Origin of the sequence: Streptomyces pluripotens (assembly GCF_000802245.2) — a bacterium.
Classification (GTDB): domain Bacteria; phylum Actinomycetota; class Actinomycetes; order Streptomycetales; family Streptomycetaceae; genus Streptomyces; species Streptomyces pluripotens.
This window is the reverse complement of record NZ_CP021080.1, coordinates 3,646,410-3,661,465: the sequence shown is the minus strand read 5'-3', so window position 1 is coordinate 3,661,465 and position 15,056 is coordinate 3,646,410. Positions and strand designations below refer to the sequence as shown.

Annotated in this window: 18 protein-coding genes; 2 read left to right on the top strand and 16 right to left on the bottom strand. The window is 70.6% G+C overall.

Translation table 11 applies throughout. The annotated features are described in order from the left end of the window. Positions 1-2 precede the first annotated feature (2 nt). Complete coding sequence (locus tag LK06_RS16490; RefSeq protein WP_039654900.1) at positions 3-560, bottom strand: SigE family RNA polymerase sigma factor; 558 nt, start codon at positions 558-560, stop codon at positions 3-5. A 430-nt stretch (positions 561-990) separates the two neighbouring features. Here LK06_RS16490 and LK06_RS16485 point away from each other — a divergent pair, with 430 nt between their 5' ends. Continuing rightward, a complete protein-coding gene (locus LK06_RS16485; protein ID WP_086083247.1) occupies positions 991-2,205 on the top strand; it encodes an IS110 family RNA-guided transposase in 1,215 nt (404 codons plus the stop codon). An 87-nt stretch (positions 2,206-2,292) separates the two neighbouring features. Here the strand turns inward: LK06_RS16485 and LK06_RS16480 are convergent, their stop codons facing one another. The 4 genes from LK06_RS16480 to LK06_RS16465 all read right to left on the bottom strand — a co-directional run bounded on the left by LK06_RS16480 (position 2,293) and on the right by LK06_RS16465 (position 5,784). Further along, entirely contained in the window at positions 2,293-3,459 is a 1,167-nt protein-coding gene (locus LK06_RS16480; protein ID WP_043433002.1) for a lipid-transfer protein, read from the bottom strand. Next, entirely contained in the window at positions 3,456-3,872 is a 417-nt protein-coding gene (locus LK06_RS16475) for a MaoC family dehydratase (protein ID WP_043433021.1), read from the bottom strand. Before LK06_RS16475 ends, LK06_RS16480 begins: the two co-directional genes overlap by 4 nt. 111 nt (positions 3,873-3,983) lie before the next feature. Further along, on the bottom strand, positions 3,984-5,036 hold the full coding sequence (locus tag LK06_RS16470) for a bifunctional MaoC family dehydratase N-terminal/OB-fold nucleic acid binding domain-containing protein (RefSeq protein WP_039654902.1): 1,053 nt from the start codon (positions 5,034-5,036) through the stop codon (positions 3,984-3,986). Positions 5,037-5,472: 436 nt separating this feature from the next. After that, positions 5,473-5,784: a hypothetical protein gene (locus LK06_RS16465; RefSeq protein ID WP_039654903.1), complete on the bottom strand. Its 312-nt coding sequence runs from the start codon at positions 5,782-5,784 to the stop codon at positions 5,473-5,475. Between the two features lie 368 nt (positions 5,785-6,152). Between LK06_RS16465 and LK06_RS16460 the strand changes: the two genes are divergently transcribed. Then, positions 6,153-7,055, top strand: coding sequence for a bifunctional DNA primase/polymerase (locus LK06_RS16460; RefSeq protein WP_043433000.1), 903 nt, complete (start codon positions 6,153-6,155; stop codon positions 7,053-7,055). Positions 7,056-7,522: 467 nt separating this feature from the next. Here the strand turns inward: LK06_RS16460 and LK06_RS16455 are convergent, their stop codons facing one another. The 11 genes from LK06_RS16455 to LK06_RS16405 all read right to left on the bottom strand — a co-directional run bounded on the left by LK06_RS16455 (position 7,523) and on the right by LK06_RS16405 (position 15,054). After that, positions 7,523-8,203, bottom strand: a complete 681-nt coding sequence (locus tag LK06_RS16455; protein ID WP_071659299.1) for a histone deacetylase — start codon at positions 8,201-8,203, stop codon at positions 7,523-7,525. Positions 8,204-8,589: 386 nt separating this feature from the next. Further along, positions 8,590-8,979, bottom strand: a complete 390-nt coding sequence (locus tag LK06_RS16450; RefSeq protein WP_043432997.1) for a hypothetical protein — start codon at positions 8,977-8,979, stop codon at positions 8,590-8,592. 184 nt (positions 8,980-9,163) lie between these two features. Continuing rightward, the gene (locus tag LK06_RS16445) at positions 9,164-10,306 is read right to left on the bottom strand and encodes a tyrosine-type recombinase/integrase (RefSeq protein ID WP_043432995.1); all 1,143 of its coding nucleotides are present in this window, start codon (positions 10,304-10,306) and stop codon (positions 9,164-9,166) included. After that, positions 10,306-10,515: a helix-turn-helix domain-containing protein gene (locus LK06_RS16440; RefSeq protein ID WP_043432993.1), complete on the bottom strand. Its 210-nt coding sequence runs from the start codon at positions 10,513-10,515 to the stop codon at positions 10,306-10,308. The genes LK06_RS16445 and LK06_RS16440 overlap by 1 nt, the downstream gene beginning before the upstream one ends. A 2-nt stretch (positions 10,516-10,517) precedes the next feature. Continuing rightward, on the bottom strand, positions 10,518-11,918 hold the full coding sequence (repSA, locus tag LK06_RS16435) for a replication initiator protein RepSA (RefSeq protein WP_043432990.1): 1,401 nt from the start codon (positions 11,916-11,918) through the stop codon (positions 10,518-10,520). Positions 11,919-12,007: 89 nt separating this feature from the next. Continuing rightward, positions 12,008-12,331 carry a hypothetical protein gene (locus LK06_RS16430; protein ID WP_043432987.1) on the bottom strand — a complete coding sequence of 108 codons (324 nt, stop codon included), beginning with the start codon at positions 12,329-12,331 and terminating at the stop codon, positions 12,008-12,010. A gap of 23 nt (positions 12,332-12,354) precedes the next feature. Then, positions 12,355-12,510 carry a hypothetical protein gene (locus tag LK06_RS16425; RefSeq protein ID WP_086083360.1) on the bottom strand — a complete coding sequence of 52 codons (156 nt, stop codon included), beginning with the start codon at positions 12,508-12,510 and terminating at the stop codon, positions 12,355-12,357. 13 nt (positions 12,511-12,523) lie between these two features. Continuing rightward, the gene (locus LK06_RS16420) at positions 12,524-12,715 is read right to left on the bottom strand and encodes a mobile element transfer protein (RefSeq protein WP_043432985.1); all 192 of its coding nucleotides are present in this window, start codon (positions 12,713-12,715) and stop codon (positions 12,524-12,526) included. 1 nt (position 12,716) lies between these two features. Continuing rightward, a complete protein-coding gene (locus LK06_RS16415) occupies positions 12,717-12,911 on the bottom strand; it encodes a hypothetical protein (RefSeq protein WP_043432982.1) in 195 nt (64 codons plus the stop codon). A 19-nt stretch (positions 12,912-12,930) separates the two neighbouring features. Then, entirely contained in the window at positions 12,931-13,590 is a 660-nt protein-coding gene (locus tag LK06_RS16410) for a DUF2637 domain-containing protein (RefSeq protein WP_043432979.1), read from the bottom strand. 108 nt (positions 13,591-13,698) lie between these two features. Next, on the bottom strand, positions 13,699-15,054 hold the full coding sequence (locus LK06_RS16405; protein WP_043432976.1) for an FtsK/SpoIIIE domain-containing protein: 1,356 nt from the start codon (positions 15,052-15,054) through the stop codon (positions 13,699-13,701). Positions 15,055-15,056: the final 2 nt, after the last annotated feature.

Sequence of the window (15,056 nt, the reverse complement as noted above, 5' to 3'; positions counted from 1 at the left end):
CCTCAGCGCACCAGCACCAGCTCGGGATCCTCGCGCAGTTTGCCGAGAGCCCGGGACACCGCCGACTTCACCGTACCCACGGACACCCCGAGCACCTCGGCGGTCTGGGCCTCGCTGAGGTCCTCGTAGTACCGCAGGACGACCATCGCCCGCTGCCGCGTCGGCAGCTTGGTGATCGCCCGCCACATCGCGTCGTGCAACGCCTGCCGTTCCGCCGGGTCAGCGTCGCCGGACACCGGCTCCGGCTCGGGCAGTTCGTCGCACACGAACTCGTCCACCCGGCGCCTGCGCCACTGCGAGGTCCGCGTGTTCAGCAGCGCCCGGCGCACATACCCATCGAGCGCCCGGTGGTCCTCGATCCGCTCCCATGCCAGGTAGGTCTTGGCGAGCGCGGTCTGCAGCAGGTCCTCGGCATCACTGGGGTTCGCGGTGAGCGAGCGCGCGGTGCGCAGCAGGACCGGTTGGCGGGCCCTCACGTACGACGCGAACGACGGGTACGGGCGGGTCTGCCGCGCTGGTGCGGCGGACGCCGAGGCGCTGGCGCAGACGGGTGTGGTCATGGCTCCACGCTAGAAGGGCTCCCGCCCCACCGGATCGGCCGCAGGTCCCGAAGCGGGGTCCCTCTCAGGTTGTAGGGCAGGCGGCACTTGCACCTCCTGAAGGTGGACTGCGGGCGCATCCCGTCTGCGGGTCCGCCGCCAGCTTCGTGCACGGGTCCAAGCCCGCCCCCGTTATGTTCTTGGCGGTCCTGCAAGAGGACCGCTGGCCTCCGGGCCCGGCATGACTGTGTCCCCCTGTCGAACGGATGACCTGGGGGGTGGTGTCACCGGGCCCGGGAGGTGTTCGTCGGAGACGCTGATGAGAGGTCCGGCCACCGTCCGGTCCGGCGCAATGCCGGGCAGTTCGCGGGCGGCAGGTCTGCATAACGTGGATGCGCGCGTACGACACCGCTGCCGAGGTCGGCACGTTCAACTCCCTGGGAAGGGCGCGATGTTCGACACCGAAGACGTGGGCGTGTTCCTCGGCCTGGACGTCGGCAAGACGACCCACCACGGCCACGCGCTCACGCCGGCCGGCAAGAAGGTCCTCGACAAGCAGCTGCCGAACAGCGAGCCGAAACTGCGGGCCGTGTTCGACAAACTGGCCGCGAAGTTCGGCACCGTGCTGGTGATCGTGGACCAGCCCGCCTCCATCGGCGCCCTGCCCCTGACTGTCGCCCGGGACACAGGCTGCACCGTCGCCTACCTGCCCGGACTCGCGATGCGGCGGATCGCCGACCTCTACCCGGGCGAAGCCAAGACCGACGCGAAGGACGCCGCGGTCATCGCGGATGCGGCCCGCACCATGCCGCACACCCTGCGCTCGCTGGAGCTCACCGACGAGATCACCGCCGAACTCACGGTCCTCGTCGGCTTCGACCAGGACCTCGCCGCCGAGGCCACCCGCACCAGCAACCGGATACGCGGACTGCTCACCCAGTTCCACCCCAGCCTGGAGCGCGTTCTGGGTCCCCGCCTCGACCACCAGGCCGTCACCTGGCTGCTGGAACGCTACGGCTCCCCGGCCGCACTGCGCAAAGCCGGACGCCGCAGGCTCGTCGAGCTCATCCGGCCCAAGGCCCCGCGCATGGCCCAGCGGCTGATCGACGACGTCTTCGAGGCATTGGACGAGCAGACCGTCGTGGTCCCGGGCACCGGCACCCTCGACATCGTCGTGCCCTCCCTGGCCCGCTCGCTCGCCGCTGTCCACGAACAGCGCCGGGCCCTGGAAGCCCAGATCAACGCCCTGCTGGAGGCCCACCCTCTTTCCAAGGTCCTGACGTCGATGCCCGGCGTCGGCGTCAGGACCGCCGCCGTCCTGCTGGTCACCGTCGGCGACGGCACCAGCTTCCCCACCGCCGCCCACCTGGCCTCCTACGCGGGCCTGGCCCCGGTCACCAAGTCGTCCGGAACGTCGATCCACGGCGAACATGCCCCCAGAGGCGGCAATCGGCAGCTCAAACGCGCGATGTTCCTGTCCGCGTTCGCCGCCCTGCACGACCCCGCCTCCCGCACCTACTACGACAAGCAACGCGACCGCAACAAGACCCACACCCAGGCCCTCCTACGCCTCGCCCGCCAACGCATCAGCGTCCTGTTCGCGATGCTCCGCGACGGCACCTTCTACGAACCCCGCGATCCGAAGGACGTCGAGCTCGCCGCGTGACCCCAGCAACGCCAAACCACCCAAACCCGACACAGGCGCCTTGACGAAAGACATAGAGGCACCCCCCACGGGCCCAGGCCCGTGTCGTCACGTGTCCGACCCCAGTACCAGCCCCGAGGTCGGCACCCCCGTGCCGGCCGTCACCAGGACCCGGGCCGCCCCCGGTATCTGGTTCACGGCCGTGCCGCGCAGCTGGCGCACCGCCTCCGCGAGGCCGTTCATCCCGTGCAGGTACGCCTCCCCGAGCTGTCCCCCGTGCGTGTTGAGCGGCAGTCGCTGCCGGGCCACGAAGTCCGCCGCCTCCCCCCTCCCACAGAATCCGAACTCTTCCAGCTGCATCAGCACGAACGGCGTGAAGTGGTCGTAGAGGATCCCCACGTCGATGTCGGCCGGACCGAGCCCGGACGTCCGCCAGAGCCGCCGGGCCACCACACCCATTTCCGGCAGCCCGGTCACATCGTCCCGGTAGAAACTGGTCATCTGCTCCTGCGCCCGGCCGGCCCCTTGCGCGGCCGCCACGATCACGGCGGGCGGATGCGGAAGGTCCCGGGCCCGCTCCAGCGAGGTGACGACGATCGCCTGCCCACCGTCGGTCTCCTGGCAGCAGTCCAGCAGCCTCAGTGGTTCCGCGATCCAACGGGACGCGGCGTGCTCGGCGAGAGTGATCGGGCGGCCGTGGAAGTACGCCGCCGGATTCGTCGCCGCGTACATGCGATCCAGCACGGCCACGTGCCCGAACGCGTCCGGCGTCAGCCCGTGCACGTGCAGATACCGCTGGGCCGCCATCGCCACCCAGGACGCCGGGGTGAGCAACCCGAACGGCAGCACCCAGCCGAGCGCCACGCCCTCCGCCGACGGCTCCCGGTGCTGCACACCCGCGCCGAACCTGCGGCCCGAGCGCTCGTTGAAGGCCCGGTAGCAGACCACCACCTCCGCCACGCCCGCCGCCACCGCGAGAGCCGCCTGCAGAACCGTGGCACAAGCCGCCCCACCCCCGTAGTGGATCCGGGAGAAGAAGGACAGCTCGCCCATCCCGCAGGCCTGGGCCACCGTGATCTCCGGGCTGGTGTCCATCGTGAACGTCACCATCCCGTCCACGTCGCTCGGGGCGAGACCCGCGTCGTCGAGCGCGGCCCGCACCGCCTCCACCGCCAGCCGCAGCTCGCTGCGACCGGAGTCCTTGGAGAATTCGGTGGCCCCGACACCGACGATCGCCGCCCGGCCGCCAAGGGTGTCCGGGGTGCGAGGGCTCACGGCGCGGCCTCCGGAGCCGGAGCCGGGACGCGGGCCGGGACCGTGACCGTGACCGTGCCCTTCACATGTGTGCCGATGCCGTTCGCACCGACGACGTGCACGGTGGCCGTGTCGCCGTCGACCGCGGTGATCCTGCCGGTCAGCACCATGGTGTCCCCCGGATAGTTGGGTGCCCCCAGCCGGATGGCGACCTTGCGGAGCACCGCTGTCGGACCGAAGTGGTCCGTGATGTACCTGCCGACCAGGCCGTTCGTGGTCAGGATGTTCATGAAGACGTCCGGTGAGCCCTTCCGCCGGGCGGCTTCCGCGTCGTGGTGCACATCGTGGTAGTCCCGGGAGGCGATCGCCCCGGCCACGATCAACGTGCGGGTGACGGGAATCTCCAGCGGGAGCAGTTCGGCGCCCACCCTCAGTGCCGTCGTCATGCCTCACTCCCCGCGCTGCGCCCCGTCCGGCTCCCCATCACAGTCCCCGTCCGGCTCCGTCTCCGGTTCCCCGTCATGCCTCCCCGCAGCAGATCCACGTCATCCCTCGCCTTCGACGGCCCTGAAGACCGGGAGGTCCAGCTCCCCCGCGCCGGCTCCTGCGACCTCGTACCGCCGGAACTCCGCCCGCACCGGCAGCCCGATGCGCACCTTGTCGTACGGCACCCCCACCACGTTGCTCACCATGCGCACACCCTCCGCGAGCTGGATCAGGCCGACGGCGTACGGGGGCTCGAAGGCCGGGAAGGGCGGATGGTGCATGATCACGTACGAGTGGACCGTGCCCGCGCCGCTCGCCTCGATCGTGTCCCAGTCCAGACAGCCGCAGGCGTTGCACCCCGGCAGCCAGGGGTGGCGCAGGGTCCCGCAAGCCGTGCAGCGCTGGATCAGGAGTCTGTGTTCGGCCACGCCCTGCCAGAAGCCCTCGTTGTCCCGGTTGACGACCGGGCGGGGGCGCCGCGCACCGGACCCGGTGCGTGCGGTGGAGCTCCTGGAGGCGTCCTCGGTAGCGGACTCGGCAGCCTCCCGGGAGAAGCCTTGCGGAGCGGTCTGCGAGTCAGGCTCCGGGGCAGAGTTCGAAACGGCCGTCGGGGCAAATTTGAGGATGCGGAAACGGTGCCTGCCCACCAGTTCGCCGGCGACCCGTACGTCCGTGCGGGTCGTGACGAAGTGGCCGGTGCCCAGCTTCGTCTTCTTGCGGCTGGAGACGGACTCGATCACCGAGTCGAAGGTGACCTCGTCGCCCGGGCGCAGGGGCCGCAGGTACTCCTGCTCGCAGTCGGTGGCCACCACGGACGTGCATCCCGACTCGTCTAGCAGGGCCAGCAGTTCGGCGTAGGCATCCGCCCGGCCGGTGTACGCCGAGAGGCCGGTCATCGTCCACGCCTGGAGCATGGTGGGCGGGGCGATGGCGTCCGGGCCGGAGTACGCCGGGCTGGTATCGCCCATCGCCTCGCACCAGTGCCGGATCATCGGCAGGTTCACCGGGTCCCTACCCATACGGGCGACGGCGGCCGGACGCCCCTGGTACGCCTTGAGCCGCGATTCCCGCTCATCAGGGTCCGTGCCCGCGGTACCGTCCTCGGCGCTCATCCCGGTCCCCCTCTCCTCGCTCACCGCCGCCCCCGGTCGTCCCGAACCGCAGCGTCGCGACGATCACCCGCCTGCACCTCGCTCACCCCACCCCGAACGTGTCGATGTGCGCCGCCCTGTCCGGTCGACCCGGCTCGCCGTCCCGGTCACCGCCCGCGGCCCCGAACGGGCCGGCCCGCCGCAACGTCCGTGCCGGGCACGTGCCGGCGTACGCGGTACCCGCGCCCACCGATTCGTCGTGCGCAGCCTCGCCTTCTCTACCACTGACAGTTTCTGACTCTCCGTCAGTTCCGAGTCTCTGTCAAGACCGTTCACTGCGAACCGCGCCCGGCCGAGAACGCCTGCGCGGCGGCACCGAAGTGCCGCCGCGCTGACATGTCGCGCCCCCGAAGCACACCCTGCGAGAACGCTCGTCAGGAGCGCCCTCGCCCCAGGCTCACCACAGGTGGACGAAGTGGATGAGCACGTTCTCGTTGCCCTGCTGAATGGCCGCGAACGCGGAACCGTTCACCTGCGCGGTGTTGCTCTGGTTCGAGGCGCCGGGGCCGACCGCGTTCTGCTGCGTGGTGGATGAGTTGCCGTTGTTGTCGTGGCCGACCCCGCTACCGATGACACTCGCCACGCCCGCGTTCGATCCGTCGCCCGCGAAGGCACCGTTGTCCGCGGCCGCAACACCGGTGAAGACGGTGGCTGCGAGCGGGAGCGCGGCGACGGCGGCGAAAACGCGGGCGGTACGGATACTTGCCATGCTGTTCCTCCAGAACCAAGCACTCATCGGCCCCAGGCCTCAAGTGCACGAACTACGGCTTGTGTCGGGGTGGTTGGCCAACCACCCCGACGGTCGTGGACGACGTCGCGCCTCCAGAGTTGCCCAGCGAATCCCCACCGAACCATCCCGGAACCCCTGATTCGCACGCAAGCGTGATGACAAGTCGATAAACCATCATCACCATCTTTGGGAATCCCGCCCCACCGACGGACATGGCCGCACCGCCCCCCGAGCAAGCAGCGCAAGGGGTGAATCGTTTCGTCACACCGCCCGGCACATCACCACACCGCCGACACGCCACGAACCCCCCTCTTCCCATTTTCGAACACAGGTACGAACATGGAGTCATGGCCACCATCGAACGGCAGGCCAGGACGCCGGCCCTCGCAAACGCCCTCTCGGCCGCCGAGCGCGGCCTGGCCGTCATCCCGCTGTCCCAGACGAAGCACCCCGCCCTGCGCTCCCCGCACCACATCGATCAGGCATCGGCCGAGCCGCGCTGTCACGGCGAGTGCGGCCGTTTCGGCCACGGCGTGTACGACGCCTCCACCGATCCGGTCCGCATCCGTGAGCTGTTCGCCGCCGCGCCCTGGGCCACCGGCTACGGCATCGCCTGCGGGCTGCCGCCGTACCACCTGATCGGTGTCGACCTGGACACCAAGCCGAGCACGGACTCCGCCGCCACCCTGCGTGAGCTGGCGCTACGCCACCTGTTCACCATCCCGGAGACGGTCGTCGTCCGCACCCCGAGCGGTGGTCGCCACCTCTGGCTGACCGGCCCGGCCGGTGTCGTCGTACCGAACTCGGCCGGCCGGCTCGCCCCCGGCATCGACATCAGGGGCGCCGGCGGCTACCTCGTGGGCCCCGGCTCCCGCACCGACCACGGTGTCTACACCATCGCCCCCGGCACCGCGCACCTGACTCCCGCCGCCTGTCCGCCGTCCCTCCTGCGCCTGCTGCTGCCCCCGCCCCGTACCAACCGTCCAGCTCCGCCCGCACCTCCCTCCGCGCCCGCACCTCCCTCCGCGTCCGGAGACCACGGCCGCGGCCTGGTCCAGTTCGTCCTCTCCGCCCACCCGGGGCAGCGCAACACCCGCTTGTTCTGGGCGGCCTGCCGCGCCTACGACAACGGCATCGGTCCCGCCCTGGCCGCACCCCTCGCCGAGGCGGCCATCGCCACCGGCCTGCCGGAACGAGAGGCCCGCGCGACCATCGCCTCGGCGGCCCGGATGACGGGGCACCGGCCGTGACATCCGGGGCGCTGCCGGACACGGCACCCCGGCGGGCTGCCCGGGCGGCGCCGACGACGCCGGGCCCGGCTTGCGTCAGCCGGCCGAGGGGCTTGGAGCACCGCGCCTGAGCGCGTCGGCCCACGAGCGGACAGGAGCACCTCGGCGGACGCCCCTACTTGCACGTCTCGACAACCACGTCTCGACAACCACGTCTCGACATCCACGTCTTGATCACCACCGCCAGCGGATCGGAGCTCGCCGAAGCGTCGTTCCCCTCCGTCGGGGCACGCTCCCTGCTGCGAACTCCTGCGTCGGTTGTGGCCGCAAACGCGCCGGTGCGCCGATATGCGTGCACTCGGGTGGCACGCGAGGCTCCGCACCGTGGTTGATCCGCTGCGGAACTGATCCTGCACCCAGGTGTCCGGTCCGAACTCGTGCCGCGCCGTGCACCGTCCCGTCCCGCTCCGCCCAGGACCGGGACTTCGTCACCCTCCGCCATGGACCAGGTCGGCGACGTCCTGAGCCGTCCAGTGGTCGACCGCTCCGGGGCGGCTCGCCACGTATGAGGCCACTGCATCCAGGTCCCATGCACCAGCGGACAGGAGACCCGCCGCCAGGAAGCGGACGTAGGCAGCGGACGGGGGCACCCACGGCACGTCGTTCACCCCCCACGGTGCGGTGAACGTCAGCACCGGTATGCCGTCCACCTGACCTGCGCACACGAGCGTCTCGTAGCGGCCTTCGCCCAGTTCGGCGCGCCCAGTCGTGAGAACGTCGATCACGTCCAGGTCCAGGGCCACGCTCGGACCTGGCGTGCGGTACATCTCCTGGGCCGCGATGTCGGCGAACTGGCCGGTGGTCACCGAGTACGCCCTGGCCAGTACCCGCCCGTCCGCTCGCGGATCGTAGAAGGCCCTTCCACCTCCCCACACGGGAGACTCGGTTGCGAAGTACATCGCTCCGGGCAGTTCCACCGGAATCGACCGCACCGGCATGGCAGGGTCGCGGCACCCCGGATACTCCCTCGCCGCGCCCGGCGGGCGCCCGCCCCGAATATAGGCGGCGAGCCGGTCCAGGTGCGTGTTGGAACCGTAGGACGTGTACCAGACCCGTTCTGGATGCCGGTCTCGTGGCAGCGTCGCGTCGATTCTGCGTAGGGCCTTCACGGCTGTTCGCTCCCGGAAGTCATTCTCACTGTGCCGAAGCGTCGCACCCGGCACAAGGGCAGGAGAGCAAGAGCGAGAGCAAGGCGTCCTGGACCCTGGCCAGGCTGGCCGCGTGCACCGGCCGACGGCCGAGCACCGCCGGATCAAGGGGAGACGGATACACATGCAGAAGGGGTGCCCCTTCTGACCTGCACGTCTCTGACCTGCTGCGCGGTGGGTGTGGGATTTGAACCCACGGTGACTCGCGCCACGACGGTTTTCAAGACCTTTCGCCGGTCAGAGGCCTTCTCCGCTCCCGCGCAGGTCAGACCGGCGAAGCGGCTTCGCCACGGCCGCAACCACGCTCACCGTGCCCTCTGCGTGCCCCAACGCATGGCCGTGCCCGCTCAGCCGCCAGTCACAACGGGAACGATCACCGCGGCGATTGCCGACAGCAGGCCCCCCACAGCAAGAACGCCATTGAACTTGTCTTTGGCTGTGGGAAACACGGACCGCCCCACGTTCCCGACCTTGTTGCGCAGGACGATCATCTTGATCTTCTGCCACCGGTGCTGACGCTTCGAGCAACCCATCAAGAGGCCATAGGCGTTGTTGCGGCAGTAGGTCTGGCCGTCCCGGTTGACCGCCCCGCACCAGACCGGCACCTGGAAGGCGACGTAGGCCGAGACGCCGACCGAGAGAGCCACGATCACCGGCAACGCCCACCGCTGGGTCCATGCAACGACCAAGGCAGCAGCCACCATGCATCCCCAGTACAGACGCACTACTTTCCCCATGAGCACGCAGAGTAGTTATGCATATGCGTTGAGCAAAGGCGGGAATCGGCCAGGTCGAGCCCCAGACCTTCGAGCCGTTGAGGTCCGCCACGGGGCAGGAAGCAGGGCGTGACCATTTGTCTGCCGCGCAACGCGATGCCCCTGACCATGTTCCTGGCCAGGGGCGTCAGCGCATCAGGGACATTCAATGCGGCTGGTGAACCTCAGAGTTGCCGCCCTCTCCCTCCTCTCCGAGCCATGCATCTGCCGCCTCGGCCACCTGATCATCGCGACCGGCGACCGGCCGGGCGTAGTGCCGAGTGGTGACGCTCGCGTTCGAGTGACCGAGCCGATGGGCAGCGGTCATCACGCCGTACCGGTCCGCGACCCACTTGCCGTGTGAGGCACGGAGATCGTGCGGGGTCACGTCGGTCAGCCCAGCCGCCGACACCGCGGGGTCGAAGTACGCCTTACGCCACTGGTTGTAGCGCAGGGGCTTGCCACCTGGGGTCGTGAAGAGGAGCGCGTCCTCCCCGCCGGGCAGAGTCTCCAGGTGCCGGCCGAGCCGCTTGGCGAGGGACGGGCCCACGCGGAGCAACCGCTTCTGATGCGACTTGGGAGTGTCGAAGACCAGAGCGCCGTTCGCTTCGGCCAGGTTCTCGTCGACCAGGACGAAACCGCCGGACACATCGATGTCCACGCGCCGCAGGGCGAACGCCTCACCCACCCGCAGGCCCGCGTACGCAAGGAGGGCGATCAGCAGGTCATGCGGCTTGGTCGCGCTCTTGACGATGCGCGACGCTTCGAGCGGCGTGAGGATGTGCGGCTCGGTCTGCGGCATACGGGGCAGCTTCACGCCCCGACACGGTGTCTGAGGGATCATGTCGTTGTCGACGGCGGACTGCGTGATCTGCGACAGCACCCGGTACGCCTGGCGGATGCGCGAGGCGCTGAGCCCCTTGGTCCGCATCGCACCGACCCACTCCGTGATCGTGATCGGCCGGAGGCTGGAGAGTTCACGATCTCCGAGTGCCGGATTGATCAGCGAGTTGATCAAGGATTTGTACGATGCCTGAGTCTTGTGCTTGAGCTGCGGCGACACAGCGGCAAGCCACCGGGCGGACCAGTCGCGCACGGTCGTCTGCCCCTCGGCCGGGTCCAGCCAACGCCCTTCCTCGATCTCGATGCGCTTCCGCATGAGCCAGCGGTCGGCGTCCGTGGTCGTGGCGAAGGTCCGGTCGGCAGGGCGCAGCACTCCATCCGGCCCGGGGTAGCGCACTTGGAATCGACCGGACGGGAGCTTGCGGACACGGCCGAAGCCCCGGCGGGACTTGCGCTTGCCGGCCATCAGGCAGCCCTCCTCAGCCCGGCGGGCCGCAGGCGGATCGGTTCCACGGTGTTGTCGCTCACGTACGCCTCCACGGCGGTCTCCGGGATGCGGACGTGTCGGCCCACCTTCACGAAGGTGATGCGGCGTTCTTCAATGAGGCGCCGGGGGAAGCGGGCCCCGGTGCCGAGGCGTTCCGCGACCTGGTCCACGGTGAGAAGGCGGTCCATGGTCACCACTCCCCCTCGTCTGCGGGCTGCCCGGACAGGGCGTCACGGGCGGTCTCGCGGTTGAGCTGGATTCCTCGCGCGATGGTGGCGGCGAGGGCGGATTCACCAGGGGTGTGGCCGTGTCCGGCGTACTGCCAGTCGGTGAGGACGAGCACGGTGTCCGGCTCGCGGTCGTCCAGTCCCAGGGGCGTGGCCTCTTGCGCGGCCCGGTAGTCGGCACGTGCCTGGCGCAGGGCACCCAGGGTGGTCGAGTAGCGGCGGGACTTGGAGGAGAAGTGGCCGCGGAAGCCGAGCATGTGAGCCCAGGCCCACAGGCGCCGGTCCGGGTACAGCCGGTCCAGGTCGCGGCATGCGGTGATGAGTCGGCGGGTGTGGTCCGGGATGTCGTGGCGGTCGAGTTCGGCAAGCTCGCCGATGCGCCGGTCGAGGGTGCCGGTGTTCTCTGCCGCCTTCGTGGAGTACTTGGCGACGTACGAGGCGACGGCTTGTTCGGTGATGTCGGAGCCGTCACCGAACGCCTTCACTGGACGGACGTCGAGTTGCGTGCCCCAGCTGAAGGAGCGGGCCGGTTGGTCCCCGGCGGACGGGACGGAGACGGACGTGTAGGAGTGCGCCGCCGCTGCGTGGATCGCGTCGGCGAGGAGGTCGGCCGTGGCCCAGGCGGGTGGCGGTGTTCCGGGTCCGTCCGGCCCGTCGAGCCGGATCACTGCGTGGAAGTGCAGGGCACCGCGCTTCTGGAACTCGGCGACCTTGCCGTAGGAGACGCGGAGTCGGTCGGCGAGTTCTCGGCGGGTGAGGCCGATGCGGGCGGCGAGTTCACGGCGCAGGCGGGTGGTGAAGCGCTGCCAGAGCTGTCCGGCGTGGTTGTTGAAGAGGACGGCACCCGCGTAGTCGTACGTGGCGGGGTCGAGGGCGGTGCCCAGTTCCGGGGCGTCCGAGGCGTGCTGTACACCGCAGCGACAGGCGCCACGGTCGGGTCGGTTGTGGACCGGGCCGAAGGAGGGGGCGGTGAGAGTAGCGAACACGCGGGGGTGGTCGCGGACGGTGGTGGGGATGTCGCGGCGGTCGTCTCCGGCCAGGCCCGCGCGGATGAGGTGGTAGGTGTCGCCCGCGTAGGTCCAGGCGCAGGAAGGACAGCGGGAGGCGCGGCGGTTGCCGCAGGCGAGCCGGAGGCGTCCGCCGGGTTCGGTGGCGGTGGTGTAGTGGTGCAGGGTCTCGCCGGTGGTCTTGTCCTTGTGGAGGGTCCAGCCGGTGAGGTGGATGGGGTCGGAGCAGCCGCCGGTGCGGCGGATCTGGTCCTCCCAGCGGGTGTAGTCGGGGGCCGAGGCGACCCGTAGGAGGTCTTTGAGGGTGGTCGGGTCGAGCGGCGGGGCAGCGGGCACGGCAGAGGCGCGATGCGCCATGCTGGGGTCTTCCTTCCGGTTGTGAGATCGGACAGGGACGGCTCCCGGGCGGCGGATGCTTGGCGGTATCGAGGCCGCCCGGGGGCCGGTCAGCGTCGCTTGGCGTCGGCGTCGGCGTGGACGAGGGAACGGATCACCAGGGCGCAGACGGCAACCGAGGCGCCGGTGACGGCGACTGCCAGGAGCAGGGAGACCAGGACGGCGCCGACGACCAGGACGACGGCCGTTCCGCCGCAGACGAGGGCGAGGGCGGTGCCCGGGGTGAGCTGCACCGAAGGCCGGGACGGCATCGGGGCGACCGGAGCAGCGGGCGGAACCTGAACGCTCGGTGCGACGCTGGTCGGCTCGGTGATCGCGGGCGGTGTGACGTGGCCGGTGGGCGTGGGGTTGGTCGGGATCTTCGGGCGGAGCATCGGTGTTCTCCCTTCGGGCCGTGCTACTTGACGAAGCCGTTGACGACGGGGGCCAGAACGCTGTGGGCGAGGAGGAAGCCGCCGAGGAGGAGTACGGCGATGAGCCACCAGGGCGGGCGGATGAGCTTGACGCCGAGGTAGCCGACGGCGAGCAGGGCGAGCCAGAGCGGAACGTTCATCGGGGGCGGCCTCCTAGCTGACGCGGCAGCGGTGGGTGCGGGCGGCGAGCTGGGCGGCGGACTGGCTGGAGTAGTCGGCGGACCAGCCGCAGCGGTCGTTGGTGCAGACGGCGGCGTGTTTGGTCCGGCCTCGGCGGTCGCGGTGGGTGCCGATCTGCACGGGGCCGATCCGCATGACGGAGTGGAAGAAGTCGCGGGCGGGCATGTCAGTCGGTCTCCTGTCGGGTTGCGGTCGGGTCGGGGTAGGCCGCGCGGATACGGGCGGCGGTGGCCGGATCGGTGGTGCGTCGGGCGGCTTCCTCGGCGAGCAGGTGGGCGAGGTAGGGCCGGTCGGCGGCGGTCATCTCGCGGGCGCTGTCGAGGTAGTCGGCTGCGGTCAGGTCGGCCGGGTCACGGGTCACGGTGTGTCTCGCTTCCTGGTCAGGTGAGTTGGGCGGCGATGGCGTCGGCGAGGGGTGGCGGGACGCCGAGGCGGGCGCGGAGGGTTTCGGTGTCGATGCGTGTGCCGGTGCGGGCGTGGTGGTCGTCGGCGACCTTGCGGGCGTGTTCGATCAGCGCGGCCGGGACCGGCACTGCTGGGGGCGGGGCAGGGGCTTGCTCGGGCTGCGGGGTGGTGGCCGGCTCGGACACGCCGCCTTCGGGTGCGGCGTCCGGGGCCAGGACCGGGGCCGGGGCCGGGGCCGGGGCGGAGGATGTCGAGGGGGCCGGGGCGGGGCCCGTGGGTGAGTGGGCGAGAAGAGTGCCGCCCATGAAGGCCAGCGCGGGCCAGGCAGCGACGAGGATGCGCAGCCAGGCCGGGACGGCGTTCACGTCGAGGAGCCCGGCGGTGGCGACGTTGGCGCCGAGGGATGCGACCAGGGCGACGACGAACCAGCACCAGGCCAGCCGGGACGGCCCGTCGGCACGCAGCCGACGCCAGGAAGCGACCAGGAGCAGGTCGACGGAGACCGGGTAGGCCCAGGCCTTCCACCCGGTCTGCCCGGCAGCGGCGGCAAGGTCATGCAGGTGGGCGAAGGACAGCGCCCCGGCGATGACGGCCTGGACAAGTACGGCGTCGACACGGAGAGCGGGGCGGGCCATCACGGCTCCTTCCTGTCATCGGGCATGGCGGGGGTAGGGACATGGCGCGGAGGACGGTCGCGCCGACCGTGGGGCGGGGGTGGGGTGTCGGGTGTGGGGGTGTGCGAGTCAGGCGGTCGCTGGGGCCGTCTTCGACAGCCGGACGCGGACCGAGGGCAGCGAGGCGACCGCAGGCCGGAAGGGCGCGAGGGCGGGCACTTCGGGAGTGCGGTCGGCGTGCTTGTTGCAGATGTTCACGGCCTGGCGCAGTGAGGTGTGCGGGGCGCGGATGCGGTGCCAGCCGCCGGTGGAGTCAGCGGCGATGGCGATGCCGCGCGTCTCGGCGGGAATCTGGATGGCGGCGAGGACGGCGTCCGGGGCGATGTCGCCGAAGGCCATGTTCGCGGACGTCTCGTCGTTGACGCGGTGTGCGGTGCGGCCGGTGAGCTGGGCGCGGAGCATGGTGATGCCCTTGCCCAGTTCGGAGCCGAAGCGCTGCCCGCAGATCTCCAGGTAGACGCCGGCCGCACGGCCGAGTTGGGCGAGGCGGACCAGGGCGGTGATGATCCTGTCCCGCCGCTTCTCTTCCTCCTTGCTCGCGAAGAGGGCGAGTTCAGCGACCTCGTCGACCAGCACGACGACCGGTACCGGCCGCAGATCCTCGGGCAGGTCCCAGATGTCGGCGGCGATCTCCGCGTCCGGCACGGCGACGCTGATCCGCTGCTCGGCGCGGATGAGCTGATACACGTCCTGCATGTGGGACACCAGCGCTTCCAGCAGCTCCAGTGCGGTGTCGGGGTTGTCGGCGAGCGCGGAGAACCGGAGGGCCAGCGGGAAGAGTTCGACGCCTTGCTTGCAGTCGATGCCGACCAATGCGACGTGGTGCGGGGCGAGCCCGGCGACGAGGTTGCGCTGATAGACGGACTTGCCGGACTCAGTGGCCCCGAGGGTCAGACCGTGCGGGACGGCACGGTAGTCGCGGTAGTGGACGGAGCCGTCCTCCCGCAGCGCGACCGGGATGCGCATCGGCCGGGTGTCGGTCTTGGCGGGCATCTGCACCCGCTTGAGCACGTCGTAGCCGGTCATCCGGATCTCGACCACACCGGAACGCAGCTCACGGGAGGTCACGCCGTACATACCGAAGGAGTGGCGCAACCGGTCCGAGGCGGCAGCGACGTCGAAGGCGTCCTGCCCCGGGCGGAGTTTGAGCCTGAGGACCAGGCCGGTGTAGGTGGGCCGCAGCCGCAGGATGCGCGGCGCGCGGGATTCCGGCGCCGGGCGGTTGCCCATCCGGGCCAGCATCAGCCGCCAGCGCGAGGGCGGAACCGTCAGCCCGCAGGCCTCCATAACGGAGGCGTAGCGGACCAGGACGCGCACACCGGCGAAGACGACCCCGAAGGTCAGCCAGTACCAGGCGGGACGCCGCCACCGCAGGAGACCCGCAGCGGCGACGACCACCAGCAGTAAGACCGTCGGCCATGTCATGG

Coding starts and splice junctions, on each gene's coding strand:
- LK06_RS16490 (WP_039654900.1), bottom strand. CDS start 560: ATGACCACACCCGTCTGCGCCAGCGCCTCGGCGTCCGCCGCACCAGCG.
- LK06_RS16485 (WP_086083247.1), top strand. CDS start 991: ATGTTCGACACCGAAGACGTGGGCGTGTTCCTCGGCCTGGACGTCGGC.
- LK06_RS16470 (WP_039654902.1), bottom strand. CDS start 5,036: ATGAGCGCCGAGGACGGTACCGCGGGCACGGACCCTGATGAGCGGGAA.
- LK06_RS16465 (WP_039654903.1), bottom strand. CDS start 5,784: ATGGCAAGTATCCGTACCGCCCGCGTTTTCGCCGCCGTCGCCGCGCTC.
- LK06_RS16460 (WP_043433000.1), top strand. CDS start 6,153: ATGGCCACCATCGAACGGCAGGCCAGGACGCCGGCCCTCGCAAACGCC.
- LK06_RS16450 (WP_043432997.1), bottom strand. CDS start 8,979: ATGGGGAAAGTAGTGCGTCTGTACTGGGGATGCATGGTGGCTGCTGCC.
- LK06_RS16445 (WP_043432995.1), bottom strand. CDS start 10,306: ATGGCCGGCAAGCGCAAGTCCCGCCGGGGCTTCGGCCGTGTCCGCAAG.
- LK06_RS16440 (WP_043432993.1), bottom strand. CDS start 10,515: ATGGACCGCCTTCTCACCGTGGACCAGGTCGCGGAACGCCTCGGCACC.
- repSA (WP_043432990.1), bottom strand. CDS start 11,918: ATGGCGCATCGCGCCTCTGCCGTGCCCGCTGCCCCGCCGCTCGACCCG.
- LK06_RS16430 (WP_043432987.1), bottom strand. CDS start 12,331: ATGCTCCGCCCGAAGATCCCGACCAACCCCACGCCCACCGGCCACGTC.
- LK06_RS16425 (WP_086083360.1), bottom strand. CDS start 12,510: ATGAACGTTCCGCTCTGGCTCGCCCTGCTCGCCGTCGGCTACCTCGGC.
- LK06_RS16420 (WP_043432985.1), bottom strand. CDS start 12,715: ATGCCCGCCCGCGACTTCTTCCACTCCGTCATGCGGATCGGCCCCGTG.
- LK06_RS16410 (WP_043432979.1), bottom strand. CDS start 13,590: ATGGCCCGCCCCGCTCTCCGTGTCGACGCCGTACTTGTCCAGGCCGTC.
- LK06_RS16405 (WP_043432976.1), bottom strand. CDS start 15,054: ATGACATGGCCGACGGTCTTACTGCTGGTGGTCGTCGCCGCTGCGGGT.